This window comes from Mesorhizobium sp. M0815, assembly GCF_040319995.1.
GTDB lineage: Bacteria > Pseudomonadota > Alphaproteobacteria > Rhizobiales > Rhizobiaceae > Mesorhizobium.
Window position 1 is genome coordinate 20589 of sequence record NZ_JAMYOU010000042.1, and the last position, 14374, is coordinate 34962.

Consider the following 14374-nt stretch of genomic DNA (forward strand, 5'->3'; position numbering starts at 1 on the left):
ATGCGTAAATGGAAAATCGCGCTGGGAACGGCCGTCGCCCTTGGGGCGATTTCGATAGCGAGCGTTCACTTGCTCGACATGGGCAGTCTCAGCCTCAACGCCGGCACGGCCGGGGCGGCGACACCCAAGCCGGAAGCCTTTGTCATGCCGGTGCCGGTGGTGAGCGTCGTCAAGAAGACGATCCCGATCTATCTCGACTACGCCGCCCGGGTAGAGCCGATCCGCAGCATTACGCTGCAGGCGCGCGTGCCGGGCTATCTGCAGGAGCAGGTCGCCACCGACGGCGGCGACGTTGCAAAGGGCGACCTTCTCTACAAGATCGCCCCGGAGGATTTCCAGGCTGCCCTGGAGCAGGCGAAGGCGCTTATCCAGCGCGACACGGCAACACTCGACTATGCGCGCTCCAATCTCGGGCGCGGCAGCGAGCTCGCCAAGAGCGGCTATCTCGCCAAGGACGTGTTCGACCAGCGCACCAGCACCTTGCGCGAGGCTCAGGCCTCGCTCGCCGTGAACCAGGCCGCCTTGCGGACCGCCGAGCTCAATTTGAGCTATACCGAAATCCGTGCTCCATTCGCGGGACGCATCGGACGCAGCCAGGCTTCCGTCGGAACGCTGGTCAGCGTTGCCGGCACGGTGCTCAACTCGCTGGTGCAGCTCGATCCGATCTACGTCACCTTCAATCCGAGCGAAACGGACCTGACCCAGATCGAGGAAGCTCGGGCTGCGGGACCGATCAGTGTCGACGTCCTGCTTCCCGGTGAAACCGAACCGCGCCAGAAGGGCGATCTTACCTTCATGGACAACACAATCGATCGCTCGACCGGCACGATCACGGCACGGGCGACGGTCGGCAACGGCAAATTCACGCTGCTGCCCGGGCAGTATGTCCGCGTCCGGCTGCACGTCAAAGAGCAGCCCGATGCGCTGATGGTGCCGCAGACGGCACTCGGCTCAGGCCAGCTCGGCAAATACCTCTATGTCGTCGGCAAGGACAACACCGTCGACCAGCGCATCGTTTCGCTCGGACCGACCAATGGCGATCAGGTGGCCATCTTGAGCGGCGTAGCCGAAGGCGACCAGGTGATCACCGGCAATCTGCAGAAGATCGGTCCGGGAATGCCGGTCTCGCCGCTACCCCAGAAACCGGCCACCTGATAACCCCCATCAGGTCCGGTCCCGCGGCGCCTTCGGCTCCCACGCCGAGGGCGCCGTTTTTGCTGAGCAGGGTCGGCAAGATCGGCCTCATCGGCACACTCGACCTTGGCAGGAGCCATGAAGGCGCAAGTAGAGCGCGCCGTGACGTACCCGTCTGCCGCAAGCAGCTGGCCAGCGGAGAACCTGTACCCGCAATTACCTCTTGTTAGATTGTCGACAATTTGCTGTGTTGCTTTTGGTCTCCTGGAGCAGCCGGATGGCAACGCTGGATTTCAGTCCGATCGCGGATACGACACGCCGGGCCGAGATCGTGGCGCTGCTCCGGCGCGCGATCCTGACCGGCCAGCTGGAACCGGGGCAGAAGCTCAACGAACTTAGGATTTCCGAGCAGATGCGGGTGAGCCGTGCGCCGCTGCGCGAGGCGATGCGCGAACTGGTGCAGGAAGGCATCCTGACCAGCATCCCCTACGCCGGAACCTTCGTCATCGAGGTGACCGCCAAGGACATCGACGATGCCTATTCGCTCAACAAGGTGCTGGACGAATTCGCCATCGAGCGGACCTGGCCGCTTCGCGACCAGCGCTTCTTCGACGAGATAGACCGGCGGCATGCGGCGGTGAAGCAGGCGACGCGCGAGCTGGACACGACGCGACAGATCGAAACGGCGCTGCAACTGCATGGCCTGATCCGCGAATGGGCCGACAATTCGGTGTTGCTGGAAACCTGGCAGCGGCTGGCCAGCCGGCTGCAGATGTATTTTGCGCTGCACCAGAGGGCGCGCAACGAGCCGGTGCCTGCCGAAGACGCTCACGAAAGCTATGTGCAGTTGCTCAAGGGCAGCGACATGCGCGCTGCACAGCGCCACGCCAAGGAGCATATCGATTTGGATTTCGAGGAACTGCTCGCCTATGCGCGCGAGTTGGAAGAGCGTGGCTCAAAGGGCGCCGGCGCGGATCGTGCCGGCCTAACGCGCAATCGGCCCAAAGGCGGCTGAGCCCGACAAGTTTGGCGGTCATCCCGGAACACAGACAACGGACAGAAGACGTGCAGATCAAAACCATCAAAGCCTACCATGTCGTGCAGCCCTTTGTGGACGGACCTTACCGGATGTCGAAGGGGCGCGTCGCCGATGCGTTCGACGCTGTGATCGTCGCCGTCACCGCAGATAGCGGGCTCACCGGCTGGGGCGAGATGGCGCCGCTCGGCAATTTTTACTCGCCGGCGTTCGCCGCCGGCACGCGCGCCGGCGTCGTCGAGATCGCGCCGCATCTCATGGGCCATGACCCACGCGGGCTTGCCGGGATCAACAGGCTCATGGATACGGTGTTCAAGGGCCATCCCTACGTCAAGTCGGCGCTCGACATGGCATGCTCGGATCTCGCGGCGCGCGCCGCCGACGTGCCGCTGGTTACGTTGCTTGGCGGACGCGAGAGCGAGACGGCCGAACTCTACAAGGTCGTCACCCATGGCACGGTCGACGCGATGGCTGCACTTGCCAAGCGCATCGTCAAAGACGGCTTTCATCGACTGCAGGTCAAGGTCGGCGGCAACGTCCATGACGACATCGAACGCGTCACAGCCGTCGCCGCCGCGGTGCCGAAGGGCACCGTCATCTTCTGCGACGCCAATGCCGGCTGGACGCCTTACCAGGCACGCCAGTTCGTGGATGCGACGCGCACCATCGACTACACGTTCGAACAGCCCTGCACGACGATCGACGAATGCATGTCGGTGCGCCGCTCGCTTGACAAACCGATGGTGCTCGACGAATCCGTCGCCTCGCTGGACGACATGCTCGACATCCACCGCAAGGGCGCTGCCGACGGGCTGACGCTGAAGATCTCGCGGCTCGGAGGAGTGACCAAAACGCGCCAAATCCGCGACCTCGCCGTCGATCTCGGCTTCATGATCACCGTCGAGGACACTGGCGGCGCCGAGATCGACACATCGGCCATGGCGCATCTGTCGCTGTCGACGCCCGAGGAGCGCCGGCTGCACGCCATCGCCTTCCATGAATGGGTGACGGTGCGCACCGCATCCAATATGCCGCCGGTCTGGGGCAGCCGCATGGGCATTCCGGACGGGCCGGGACTTGGCATCGATGTCGTTCCCGACCTGCTCGGCGCGCCCTTCTTCGAGATCGGCAGCTGAGGTAGAGACCGCGCCACCTCAAGGCAACGTCGAGCAACCCGCATCGGTCGGCGCCGTCCGGCTACCTGCAGAGGTCGTGCCCTGACCGGCAGCTGACCCCAAGCGATCGGCCATTCCAGAGCGGGAATGTCCCAATTGCAGGTTGAAATATTTTTCATTTGGAAATAGGAATGTTCAAAACGTTGATTTGGACGCTGCGGCGCGTCAAGAACTGGAGGAAGCGACATGTCCCATCCGCAATTTGCAGCGGAACTTCTGCAGCGCGCTGAACAGCAGGGGCCGATCACCATCGGGCTTGCCGGCGCCGGTCAGATGGGCACCGACATCGTCGTGCAGGTGGCACTGATGCCGGGCATGCGGATCGGCGCTATTTCCGAGGTCAGGCCGCAGGCAGCGATCGACGCGGCGCTGCTCGCTGGCCACGACCGTTCCGACATCGTCCAGGCCGGCAATGCGGCGGCGATCGACCGCGCCATCGAGGCCGGCAAGATTGCGGTGACCGAAGATTTGCACGCGCTGGCGGCGGCCGGCCGGATCGACGTCATCATCGACGCGACGGGCAATCCCAATATCGGCACGCTGTTCGCGCTGGAAGTGATGAAGAACGGCAAGCACATCGTCATGCTCAATGTCGAGGCCGACATCACGATCGGCCGCTTCCTCAAGGACGAGGCACGCAAGGCCGGCGTCGTCTATACCGGTGCCGCCGGCGACGAGCCGGCCTGCACGCTGGAGATCATCGGCTTTGCCAAAAGCCTCGGCTTCAACATCATCGCCGCCGGCAAGGGCAAGAACAATCCGCTGAAGATCGACGCCATGCCGGCCGATTACGAGAAAGAAGCGGCCGAGCGCAACATGAATGCGCGCATGCTGGTCGAATTCGTCGACGGCTCGAAGACGGCCATCGAAATGGTGGCGATCGCCAATGCCACCGGCCTGGTGCCCGACGTGCCGGGCATGCACGGCCCAACCGCAACGCTGGAGGAGCTCGCCAGCGTGCTCTGCCCGCGCGAGGATGGCGGCGTGCTGCATCGCAAGGGCGTGGTCGATTATTCGATCGGCAAGGGCGTGGCGCCCGGCGTGTTCTGCATCATCGAGACCCAGCATCCGCGCGTGCTGGAGCGTATGATCGACCTCAAGGTCGGCAAAGGCCCCTATTTCACGATCTTCCGGCCCTATCATCTGACCAGCCTGGAAGTGCCGCTGTCGGCGGCGCGCGCCGTCGTCTACAAACGGGCCGACATGGAGCCGCTCGACCGTCCGGTCGCCGAGGCGGTGGCGGTTGCCAAGAGCGATCTTGGCGTCGGCCAGTCGCTCGGCATGATCGGCGAGAACGACTATCGCGGCTTCGCCATGACATGGGAAGATGCACGCGCCCGGGGCGCGCTGCCGCTCGGCCTTGCCGAACGGGCCAAGGTGGTCAAGCCGCTCAAGATCGGCGATTTCCTGACCTATGAAAATTGTGTACCCGACGATTCGATGGTGATAACCCAGATCCGCCGTCGTCTCGATCAGTCGGACGGACGGTTCGCTACCAACGCGGCTTGACCCCGCCGGATCTCCGCCTGATGGACGATATCGTAATCGGGATCGACGCCTCGACCACGGCCGTGAAGGCGATTGCCTTCACCCGCGACGGCGAGGAGCTGTTCCAGGCGCGCGAGACTTATCCGCTTTCAAATCCGAAGCCCAGCCATTTCGAGCAGGACGCCGAACATTGGTGGACGGCGCTGCTTGGCGCATTGAAGCAGGTCACTGAGGCGGTCGGCGCTTTCCGCGTGGCGGCGATCTCCATTGCCCACCAGCGCGAGACCTTCACGCTGGTCGACAGCGCCGGCAAACCACTTATTCCGGCGATCCTGTGGCTGGACGAACGCGCCCGGCCGCAGGTTATCAGGCTTTCGGCCGAACTCGGCCGCGAGGCGATCCGCGACTGGAGCGGCAAGCCGCCGGACCCGACGCCGGCGCTCTACGCCATCGCCTGGCTTGCCGAACACCAGCCTCAGGTGCTTCACCAGGCAGCGGCACTGGTCGACGTGCACGGTTTCTTCGTCCAGCGGCTGACCGGGCGATTGGTCACCAGCACCGCAAGTGCGGATCCGCTCGGGCTCCTCGACGTCGAGAGAGGTACCTGGCATCCCCGCCTCGTTGCGGCCGCCGGACTGCAGATGGAGCAATTGCCCGACCTGGTCGCGCCGGGCGCAATTTGCGGCGGGCTTTCCGCAACCGCGGCGCAACTGACCGGCCTGAGGGCCGGCACGCCGGTCGTTGCCGGCGCTGGGGACGGCCAGGCGATGGGCCTCGGCATGGGCGTCTACGGCGAAGGCAAGAGCTATCTCTCGCTCGGCTCCGGCGTGGTCAGCGGCTGCTATTCCGGCAAGGTGAAAACCTCGGACGCCTTTCGCACGCTGGTCTCGCCGACCGGTTCCGGTTTCATGCTGGAGACAGTGCTGCGTTCGGGCATGCAACTGGTCGATTGGATTGTCCGCACGACCGGTTCGCCGTCGGCGGCAGCACTGGAGAAAGCGGCGCTGGAGGTTGCCGCTGGCAGCGAGGGCCTGCTCGTCATGCCCTATTGGGCCGGCGTCATGAGCCCCTATTGGGATGGTGCCGCGCGTGGCGCCATTGTCGGCCTGTCGCTCGACCACCGGCCGGAGCATCTTTTCCGCGCTGTCCTGGAAGGCATCGCCTTCGAGCAGGCCGTTGCCACCGAGGCCATGGAAGCCCAGGCCGGCGGACAGGCGGCGATGATTGCCGCCGGCGGCGGCACCAATTGCGTACTCCTCATGCAGATCATGGCAAGCGTGCTCGAGCGGCCGATCTCGGTTTCGCCGGTCAACGAAGCCGCCGCACTCGGCGCCGCCATGCTGGCGGCCGCCGCGGTCGGCTGGTTTGCCTCGCCGGAAGCCGCCGCAAAGGCAATGGCTGCCGCTCCCACCATGCATGTCGACCCGGTCGATGGACTTGTTGCCGGCTATCGCGGCCGCAAGGCAATCTACCGCGATCTCTATCAAGCGACGCGCGATATCCACGTGCGGCTGAGTGCTCTCAACGCGACTAGCGGTTGAGCAGCCCCTTTGCCGCATCCTCGTCGGTGATCAGAACCGATACCTTGGTGTTGGCGAGTGCTGCCCGCATGATGGCAATCTTTTCCTGCCCTCCCGACACCAGGATGATGCTCGGGATATCCGACAGATCCTGCAGCGGATAGGCACAGACGCGGCGGTTCACCTCGTGGTCGACCGGGCGGCCCTCGGCGTCGATGAAATGACACAGAATATCGCCGACGGCGCCGGCCGCCTGCAGTTCCTCGAGTTCGCTTGGCTTGATGAAGCCGTAATTGGCGATCGGGCTGTCGTTGGAAAACGAGCCGACGCTGAGCACGGCAATGTTTGCCCGGCGTGCACGGAAGACAACGTCCTGAACGCTGCGCTGGCTCATGAACGCGTCGCGCTGTTCCGGCCGGTCGGCATAGACCGGCACCGGCAGCAGGAAGCACTCCGCACCGATCTTCTCGGCGAAATCCCAGGCGCTTTCTGTCGGGTTGAGCGGCTGTGCATGGGTCAGGCCGCCAAGCATCGAAACCACCGTGGTCCTGGCGATAGGCCGCCTTGGCAACTCATTGATGGCGAATTTCAGCGTCCGCCCCCAGCCCAGCGCAATGACATCGCCGGCATTCACATGGTCGGCCAGATAGGCGGCGGCGGCGTGGCCGATCATCAGCGGTGCGTTGCTTCGGTCGGCAGCCGACGGCACCACAACAGCCTGGCTGAGCCCGAACCTCTGCTTGAGGCTTTCCTCCAAAACCACGCATTCGACGACGCTGTCGCGGATGCGAAACTGGACGACACCCTCTTCGCGGGCGGCTGAGAGAATGCGATGTACCTTGATGCGGCCGACGCCAAGAATTTCGGAAATCCGCTCCTGTGTAAGACCCTCGACATAATAGTGCCAGGCGGCGCGGGCCTTGAGTTCGGCGTCGGGAAAGCGCGAGGCTCTTTCGTTCTCTACGATCGTCATCTGTTTGCCTTGCCGCAGCCGCCGGCTCTGCTCATGATATTCCAATCCGGCGACTTCGAAATGCCCAAGATTTCCGAGACCTTGCGTAAGGCAAACCGGCGGACAGCGCAAACCGTCGTCGAATGAAACGGCAGGCCTTGACAATTTTCCGACGAACAGTTTAGCTGAACAAAATTGCATGTTAAAGATAAATTGTTCACATGGAGGGGCCTGGTGAACAAAGTGGCCCGGTGATGCAGCGCCGGATTGCTGTGGAGGAGACGAAGTGGCTGTGAGCAACGACGCAAGCGAGTTGAAAGCAGGCTCTGGTACGCAGGCCACGACGGGCGCAAAGTTTTCGGCTGTCTTTGCCGGAACCATGGGCCCGCTGATCGGGCTGGTCCTGCTGTGCCTGGCGCTCTCGCTGACCACCGATACGTTCCTGACCATCCGCAACATCCTCAACGTGCTCGACCAGGTTACCGTACTCGGCATCATGGCGATCGGCATGACGCTGGTCATCCTGATCGGCGGCATCGACCTGTCCGTTGGCTCGGTGCTGGCGCTGGCTTCCATGGTGATGGGCTTCGTCGCCCATCCGGACTATCTCAATCTCGGCCTGCCGGCCGGCATCGCCGCAGCCCTCGTCGTCGCCGGCCTTTGCGGGCTGGTTTCGGGCCTGCTGGTGACGGTCACCAAGCTGCCGCCCTTCATCGCCACGCTGGCCATGATGTCGGTGGCGCGCGGTCTCGCCAATATGATCACCGACGGCTCGCAGATCGTCGGCTTTCCCGACTGGTTCACCAGCCTGTCGATCATCCGCCATTTCGGCTTCCTGTCGGTCACCGTCGGGCTGATGATCGTGCTTGCCGTCATTTTCGCGATGTTCCTGAATTATCGCGCCACCGGCCGCAGCCTCTACGCAATCGGCGGCAGCGCCGAAGTCGCCCGGCTGTCCGGCATACCGGTCAGGTCGCTGACAAACTGGGTCTATACGATCTGCGCCGTGCTGGCCGGTCTCGCCGGCATCGTGCTTGCCGCCCGGCTCGATTCCGTCCAGCCGAGCTCCGGCCTTGGCTACGAGCTCGACACCATCGCGGCGGTGGTTATCGGCGGCGCCAGCCTGTCGGGCGGCGTCGGTTCGATCGGCGGCACCGCCATCGGCGTCCTCATCATCGGCGTGCTGCGCAACGGGCTGAACCTGCTCGGTGTCTCGCCCTTCATCCAGCAAGTGGTTATCGGCGTGGTGATCGCGCTGGCGGTGGCCACCGACACCTGGCGGCGCAGAGCACAATGAAAAATGGGGCACAATGAAGAATTGGGCTCAATGAGATTCACCCGGATATTCGGGCGAAAACGGATCGGTGATCCGAAACTGGGAGTTGTTCGGCCACGGGGCGCCGCGATGCGCGGGCAGGACAGATTGAACATCAACGGAGGAATAACATGCTGACTAAACGTTCATTGCTGCTTGCCGCCGCGGCCATCATCCCGCTGCTTAGCCTGTCCGACATGGCCTCGGCCAAGGAAGCCAAGAAGCTCGGCCTCGCCGTCGCCAATCTGCAGGCCGACTTCTTCAACCAGATCAAGCAGTCCGTCGAAGCCTACGGCAAGGAAAAGGGCATCGAGGTCGTCACCGTCGACGCCAAGGGCGATTCGGCGACCCAGGTCAGCCAGGTGCAGGATCTGATCACGCAGAATATCGATGCGCTGATCTACATTCCGGCCGGCGCCACCGCCGCCACCGTGCCGACCAAGACGGCCAAGGCTGCCAGCATCCCAGTCATCAATGTCGACCGCAACGCCGACGGCGCGCCCGGCGACACCTTCATCGCCACCAATAGCGTGGCATCGGCGAAAGCGGTTTGCGACTACATCGCCAAGCAGGCCGGCGGCAAGGGCGAGCTGATCATCATCCACGGCCAGAAGGGTACGACGCCCGAGGTCGATCGCTCGAAGGGCTGCGGCGAAGCGCTGAAGGGCTATCCCGACATCAAGGTCGTCGGCGAATTGTGGAGCGAAGGCTGGCACCAGGACGAAGGTTTCAAGCTGACGCAGGATCTGTTGCAGTCGCATCCCGACGTGTCGATCGTCATCGGCCAGGCCGATGCGCTGGCGCTCGGTGCGGCGCAGGCGGTCAAGGTCGCCAATCCCGGCCACAAGGTCTGGGTTGCCGGCTTCGACGGCGACGTGGCGGCGCTCAAGGCGCTGAAGGACGGCGTCTTCGACGTGACGGCGACGCAGCAGACCCAGGGCATGGGCCGGCTTGCCGTCGATGCGGCAATCAAGCTGGTGGCCGGCGAGACCATTCCCGCAGAACAGCTGCAGGATGCGACGCTGACCACCAAGGACAATGTCGAGCAGTTCATCGCCAAGCATCCCTGATTTAGACCAGTCCGGCAGTCGACGAGCGCAACAATGTCCACCGAACCTCGCCACACGCACAGCCCCAATCTGGGTCTCGTCGTCAGCGGCCTCTGCAAAAGCTACGGACCGGTGCAGGTCCTGGCCGATGCGAGCTTCGAGGTGCGGCCGGGCGAGGTCGTGGCGCTGCTTGGCGAAAACGGCGCCGGCAAGTCCACCGTCTCGAACATCATCGCCGGGTCGACCAAGCCCGATGCCGGCACCATCACCTGGCGGGGGAACGCTTATTCCCCCGCCAATCCTGCCGCGGCGATCGACGCCGGCATCGGCATGATCCACCAGGAGCTGAAGCTGCTGCCGGATCTGTCGGTCGCCGAAAACGTCTATGTCGGGCGCCTGCCGATGCGCGGCGGCCGCATCGACCGCGCGGCAATGAATGCACGGGCATCAGCCCAGTTGAAGCGCCTCGGGCTCGATGTCTCGCCCGAGCGCAAGGTGCGCACGCTGCGTATCGCCGCCCAGCAGCAGGTCGAGATTGCCAAGGCGCTGACGCTCAATGCCGAGCTGCTGATCTTCGATGAACCGACGGCCGCCCTTGGCGGCGAGGAAACGGAGCTCCTGTTCCAGCAAATCCGCAAGCTCAAGGCGGAAGGCATGTCCTTCATCTATATCAGCCACCGGCTGGACGAAATCGCCCAAATCGCCGACCGTGTGGTGGTGATGCGCGACGGGCGCATCGTCGCGCGGCACGAGCGCGCCGACATTCCGGTGCGCACCGTTGTCGAGCAGATGGTCGGCCGCAGCGTCGAGCGGATGTTCCCGACTTTGTCGGCGCCCCGCAACGACACGCTGCTCGAGGTCGAGAACCTGTCCTCGCCGGAACGCAGTTTCCAAAATGTCAGCTTTTCGGTGCGGGCCGGCGAAATCCTCGGCATTGCCGGCCTGATCGGTGCCGGCCGCACGGAGCTGGTGCGGGCGATCGCCGGTGCCGATCCGATCTCATCGGGCTCGGTGCGCGTCGCCGGCAAGCCGGTGCATCTCAATGGGCCGGCGGCGGCGATCAAGGCCGGCGTCGTGCTGGTGCCGGAAGACCGCAAGGCGCAAGGCGTGGTGCTCGACCAGACGATCGGCGAGAATCTGGCGATCGGCAATTTCGACCATGTCGCGCCGAATGGCTGGGTGTTCCCGAAGGCGGTGCAGAAATTCGCCGAGGCCGGTATTCGCCGGCTCGGCGTCAAAGGCCGGCCGAACCAGGCGGTCAGCAAGCTTTCAGGCGGCAACCAGCAGAAGGTGATCATTGCCAAATGGGTGTCGCGCCCGCCCAAGGTGTTTATCCTGGACGAGCCGACGCGCGGCATCGACGTTGGTGCCCGCGCCGCGATCTACGATGTCATCGCCGACCTTGCCCGTTCCGGCATGGCGGTGGTGGTGGTGAGTTCCGACCTCGAGGAAGTGCTCGGCCTGTCGCATCGCGTGCTCGTGCTGAGCCGCGGCCGTCAGCGCGGCATTCTCGACCGCAGTGATGCGAGCAATGTCGCCGTCATGGAACTCGCCACGAGCTAGGACAGCCCATCGAAACAAAGCGCAGCAGGTGGTATCCTCCCAAGCACCAGACCGCGCGGGGCGCCAGCAACAGAGTTGGCGCCCCTTTATTTCCGGAGGACGGCGATTGGAGGAGAGGGACCGACGATGAAACTATTCGAACTTCATGGTGACGTGGCACTTGTGACAGGCGCCGGCAGCGGCATCGGGCAAGCAATCGCCATCGGCCTGGCCGAGGCCGGCGCCGACATAGCCTGCTTCGGCCACGCCTCCAAAGGCGGGCTGGAGGAGACCGCACACCAGATCACAGCACGCGGCCGCAAGGCACTGGTGCTGACCGGCACGGTGACTTCAGAGGCCGATCTCGCGGCCGCGATCGAGCGTACGGAGCAGGAACTCGGCGCGTTGACCATCGCAGTCAACAATGCCGGCGTCGCCGGAGCTGAGCCGGCAGAGACGCTGTCGCTGGAAAAGTGGCAGAAGCTCTATGACGTCAATGTCAGCGGCGTGTTCCTGTCCTGCCAGGCCGAGGCCCGTGCCATGCTGACGCGGCGCAAGGGCTCGATCATCAACATCGCCTCGATGTCGGGCTCGATTGTCAACCGCGGCCTGACCCAGGCGCATTACAACTCGTCGAAGGCCGCGGTCATCCACATGTCGAAGAGCCTCGCCATGGAATGGGCCGATCGCGGTCTACGCGTCAACGTCGTCAGCCCCGGCTATACGCTGACCCCGATGAACAAGCGACCGGAGGTCGCCGACCAGGTCAGGATCTTCGAGCGCGACACGCCGATGGGCCGCATGGCGGCGCCGGAAGAGATGGTCGGCCCGACCGTGTTCCTGGCCAGCCGCGCCGCGAGTTTCGTCACCGGCATCGACCTGATCGTCGATGGCGGCTTCGTCTGCTGGTAGGAGAAAAAATGCAGAAGCGATTCCAGGGAAAAACGGCGGTCATCACCGGCGCGAGCGGCGGCATTGGCGCGGCAATGGCCAGGCGCTTCGCCGTGGAAGGTGCTGCGGTCGTCGTCAGCGCCATCGACGCGCGCGTTGAAGAGGTTGCCGCCGATCTGAAGACTGCGGGCGCCAAGGTTGCGTGGATGCGCATGGACGTGACCAAAAAGGAAGAGGTCGTCGCGCTTTACGACCTGGCCGAGCAACAATTCGGCCGCGTCGACATCTCAGTGCAGAATGCCGGTGTCATCACCATCGCCAGGATCGAGGCGATGACCGAGGCAGAATGGGACAAGGTGATGGCGGTCAACACCAAGGGCGTGTTCCTGTGCTGCCAGGAGGCGATCGCGCGCATCCGCAAGCATGGCGATGGCGGCCGGCTGATCAACACCGCATCCGGCCAGGCGCGGCAGGGCTTTATCTACACGCCGCATTATGCGGCCTCGAAATTCGGCGTCGTCGGCATCACCCAGAGCCTCGCCAAGGAAGTGGCGAAGGAGAAGATCACCGTCAACGCGATCTGCCCCGGCATCATCGACACCGATATGTGGGCCTATAACGATGCCGCATGGGGCAAGTTGATGGGCGACTATAAGCCCGGCGAGCTGATGGCCGAATGGGTGGAGAACATCCCGATGGGCCGCGCCGGCAGCGGCGAGGACGTCTCCGGCCTGGTCAGCTTTCTCGCCAGCGACGATGCGGCCTATATCACCGGGCAGACCATCAATGTCGATGGCGGCCTGATCATGTCGTAAGATACGACACAGGCCAACGTTCCATCCGCCGGGATCTGAAAGCCGCTTCGCTGCATTCAGGCTGCTCGGCCGGCCCGCGCCAATCCATGTTCCACGAGCCGGTCGATGATTTCGGAATAGCTGACGCCGCTTGCCGCCATTGCCTTGGAGTACATGCTGATATCGGTGAAGCCGGGGATGGTGTTGATTTCATTGACCAAGAACTGCATGTCCGGTGTCAGGAAAAAGTCGATGCGCGCCATCCCGTCACAGCCGACGGCTCTGAAAGCCCTTGCAGCCACATCCCGCATGCTTGCCTCGACCTCGGGCGGCAGTTCGGCCGGCACTTTTAGCGCCGCGCCGTTCTCGTCGATGTATTTGGCATCGTAGCTGTAGAAACCGTGGCTTTCCGCCGGCACGATCTCGCCTGGCCGCGAGACGAACAGGTCGCCTGCCGGGTCCTCCAACACGCTACATTCGATCTCGCGCCCATGAACGAATTCCTCGGCCAACAGCTTGCAATCGTGCTGGAAGGCTTCAGCAAGCGCCCCATCGAATTCCTGGCTGGCATTGACCTTTCTGACCCCGACAGACGATCCCTGACGCGCCGGTTTGATGAAGAACGGCAGGCCGAGTTCGCCTTCGAGTGTGGCGAGGGCGGGCGCCGCACCTTCATGGACCGTCACTGAGCGCGCGATTGGCAGACCCGCCGCTTTCAGGAGCCGCTTGGTGACATCCTTGTCCAGCGCGGTTGCTGAACCCAGGATGCCGCAGCCGGCAAGCGGCACCAGAGCCACCTCGGCCACCCCCTGTACCGAGCCGTCTTCGCCATGGGGGCCGTGCAGGATGGGAAACAGGATGTCGATCGTTGGCAGATCATAGGGCGTGCCGTCGGCCGGGATCGCCATCATCCGTCCGCGCCCACCCGGAAGCAGGCAAACTTCCGTGCCGCCTGCAGGTTTCGCGAGCTTACCATCCTGAAAGCTGCTCAGCCGCCACCGTCCCTCGCGCGTGACGAAGATTGGGACGGCATCGTATTTGGCAGGCAGCAGCGCACGCATGACATTGGTTGCGGAAAGCACCGAAACGTCATGTTCGGCGGAACGTCCGCCAAAGAGCACGGCAATGCGCAGTCTGTTTAAGGAAGAGGTCATGAAAGCCTCGGAGATGATCTGGTGTTGAAAGGGTCAGAAGCCGACGGCAATACCGCGGTTGGCGCTGAAGTAAGGCGCTTTGGTCTGCTGCATTGTGTCGATGTCCTGTCGTCGCGGCTGGTACCCGATGACTGGCAACCTTGGCTTTTTTTCGAGCCGATCTACGGTCCATGTAAAAAGACGGCCGTGAAATTGGCGCAGCGTTATTCGTTGCGCGACGTGAACGTTGGTATATATAAGGGACTGTCGGGAATTCTGTGCGCGAGGCCATGATGATGGAAAGGAGAGAATCATCGCATGGCTATTGAGAAGGAACTTCTGGAC

At 63.6% G+C, this 14374-nt stretch carries 13 protein-coding genes; 10 read left to right on the forward strand and 3 right to left on the reverse strand.

Annotated features, from left to right (window positions below; all coding sequences use genetic code 11):
• The 5 genes from NKI01_RS28365 (at window position 1) to NKI01_RS28385 (ending at window position 6374) form a co-directional block, all read left to right on the forward strand.
• The gene (locus NKI01_RS28365; RefSeq protein WP_023716800.1) at window positions 1-1155 is read left to right on the forward strand and encodes an efflux RND transporter periplasmic adaptor subunit; all 1155 of its coding nucleotides are present in this window, start codon (window positions 1-3) and stop codon (window positions 1153-1155) included.
• Window positions 1156-1411: 256 nt separating this feature from the next.
• Window positions 1412-2149, forward strand: a complete 738-nt coding sequence (locus NKI01_RS28370) for a GntR family transcriptional regulator (protein ID WP_352965429.1) — start codon at window positions 1412-1414, stop codon at window positions 2147-2149.
• A gap of 50 nt (window positions 2150-2199) precedes the next feature.
• Entirely contained in the window at window positions 2200-3306 is a 1107-nt protein-coding gene (locus NKI01_RS28375; RefSeq protein WP_352548714.1) for a mandelate racemase/muconate lactonizing enzyme family protein, read from the forward strand.
• A gap of 225 nt (window positions 3307-3531) precedes the next feature.
• On the forward strand, window positions 3532-4854 hold the full coding sequence (locus NKI01_RS28380) for an NAD(P)H-dependent oxidoreductase (RefSeq protein WP_023716797.1): 1323 nt from the start codon (window positions 3532-3534) through the stop codon (window positions 4852-4854).
• A 20-nt stretch (window positions 4855-4874) separates the two neighbouring features.
• On the forward strand, window positions 4875-6374 hold the full coding sequence (locus NKI01_RS28385; protein WP_023716796.1) for a xylulokinase: 1500 nt from the start codon (window positions 4875-4877) through the stop codon (window positions 6372-6374).
• Here NKI01_RS28385 and NKI01_RS28390 read toward each other — a convergent pair.
• Window positions 6364-7326: a sugar-binding transcriptional regulator gene (locus NKI01_RS28390; RefSeq protein ID WP_031193335.1), complete on the reverse strand. Its 963-nt coding sequence runs from the start codon at window positions 7324-7326 to the stop codon at window positions 6364-6366. The genes NKI01_RS28385 and NKI01_RS28390 overlap by 11 nt on opposite strands.
• A 292-nt stretch (window positions 7327-7618) precedes the next feature.
• Here NKI01_RS28390 and NKI01_RS28395 point away from each other — a divergent pair, with 292 nt between their 5' ends.
• The 5 genes from NKI01_RS28395 (at window position 7619) to NKI01_RS28415 (ending at window position 12917) form a co-directional block, all read left to right on the forward strand.
• Entirely contained in the window at window positions 7619-8602 is a 984-nt protein-coding gene (locus NKI01_RS28395; RefSeq protein ID WP_502899484.1) for an ABC transporter permease, read from the forward strand.
• Window positions 8603-8751: 149 nt separating this feature from the next.
• Window positions 8752-9690, forward strand: coding sequence for a sugar ABC transporter substrate-binding protein (locus NKI01_RS28400; RefSeq protein WP_352484098.1), 939 nt, complete (start codon window positions 8752-8754; stop codon window positions 9688-9690).
• 33 nt (window positions 9691-9723) lie between these two features.
• The gene (locus tag NKI01_RS28405; protein WP_023716792.1) at window positions 9724-11232 is read left to right on the forward strand and encodes a sugar ABC transporter ATP-binding protein; all 1509 of its coding nucleotides are present in this window, start codon (window positions 9724-9726) and stop codon (window positions 11230-11232) included.
• A gap of 126 nt (window positions 11233-11358) precedes the next feature.
• Window positions 11359-12123 (forward strand): SDR family oxidoreductase, encoded by a 765-nt coding sequence (locus tag NKI01_RS28410; RefSeq protein WP_352484099.1) that lies wholly within the window; start codon window positions 11359-11361, stop codon window positions 12121-12123.
• Window positions 12124-12131: 8 nt separating this feature from the next.
• Window positions 12132-12917, forward strand: coding sequence for an SDR family oxidoreductase (locus NKI01_RS28415; protein ID WP_352484100.1), 786 nt, complete (start codon window positions 12132-12134; stop codon window positions 12915-12917).
• Window positions 12918-12973: 56 nt separating this feature from the next.
• Here the strand turns inward: NKI01_RS28415 and NKI01_RS28420 are convergent, their stop codons facing one another.
• On the reverse strand, window positions 12974-14050 hold the full coding sequence (locus tag NKI01_RS28420) for a D-alanine--D-alanine ligase family protein (protein WP_352588896.1): 1077 nt from the start codon (window positions 14048-14050) through the stop codon (window positions 12974-12976).
• Between the two features lie 33 nt (window positions 14051-14083).
• On the reverse strand, window positions 14084-14374 hold a 291-nt coding region (locus NKI01_RS28425; protein ID WP_352965431.1), incomplete at its 5' end, for a hypothetical protein.

What these genes read in the sequence shown, in the direction of transcription:
- NKI01_RS28380 (WP_023716797.1), top strand. Translation starts at nt 3,532, where the DNA reads ATGTCCCATCCGCAATTTGCAGCGGAACTTCTGCAGCGCGCTGAACAG.
- NKI01_RS28415 (WP_352484100.1), top strand. Translation starts at nt 12,132, where the DNA reads ATGCAGAAGCGATTCCAGGGAAAAACGGCGGTCATCACCGGCGCGAGC.
- NKI01_RS28410 (WP_352484099.1), top strand. Translation starts at nt 11,359, where the DNA reads ATGAAACTATTCGAACTTCATGGTGACGTGGCACTTGTGACAGGCGCC.
- NKI01_RS28370 (WP_352965429.1), top strand. Translation starts at nt 1,412, where the DNA reads ATGGCAACGCTGGATTTCAGTCCGATCGCGGATACGACACGCCGGGCC.
- NKI01_RS28405 (WP_023716792.1), top strand. Translation starts at nt 9,724, where the DNA reads ATGTCCACCGAACCTCGCCACACGCACAGCCCCAATCTGGGTCTCGTC.
- NKI01_RS28390 (WP_031193335.1), bottom strand. Translation starts at nt 7,326, where the DNA reads ATGACGATCGTAGAGAACGAAAGAGCCTCGCGCTTTCCCGACGCCGAA.
- NKI01_RS28420 (WP_352588896.1), bottom strand. Translation starts at nt 14,050, where the DNA reads ATGACCTCTTCCTTAAACAGACTGCGCATTGCCGTGCTCTTTGGCGGA.
- NKI01_RS28400 (WP_352484098.1), top strand. Translation starts at nt 8,752, where the DNA reads ATGCTGACTAAACGTTCATTGCTGCTTGCCGCCGCGGCCATCATCCCG.
- NKI01_RS28365 (WP_023716800.1), top strand. Translation starts at nt 1, where the DNA reads ATGCGTAAATGGAAAATCGCGCTGGGAACGGCCGTCGCCCTTGGGGCG.
- NKI01_RS28385 (WP_023716796.1), top strand. Translation starts at nt 4,875, where the DNA reads ATGGACGATATCGTAATCGGGATCGACGCCTCGACCACGGCCGTGAAG.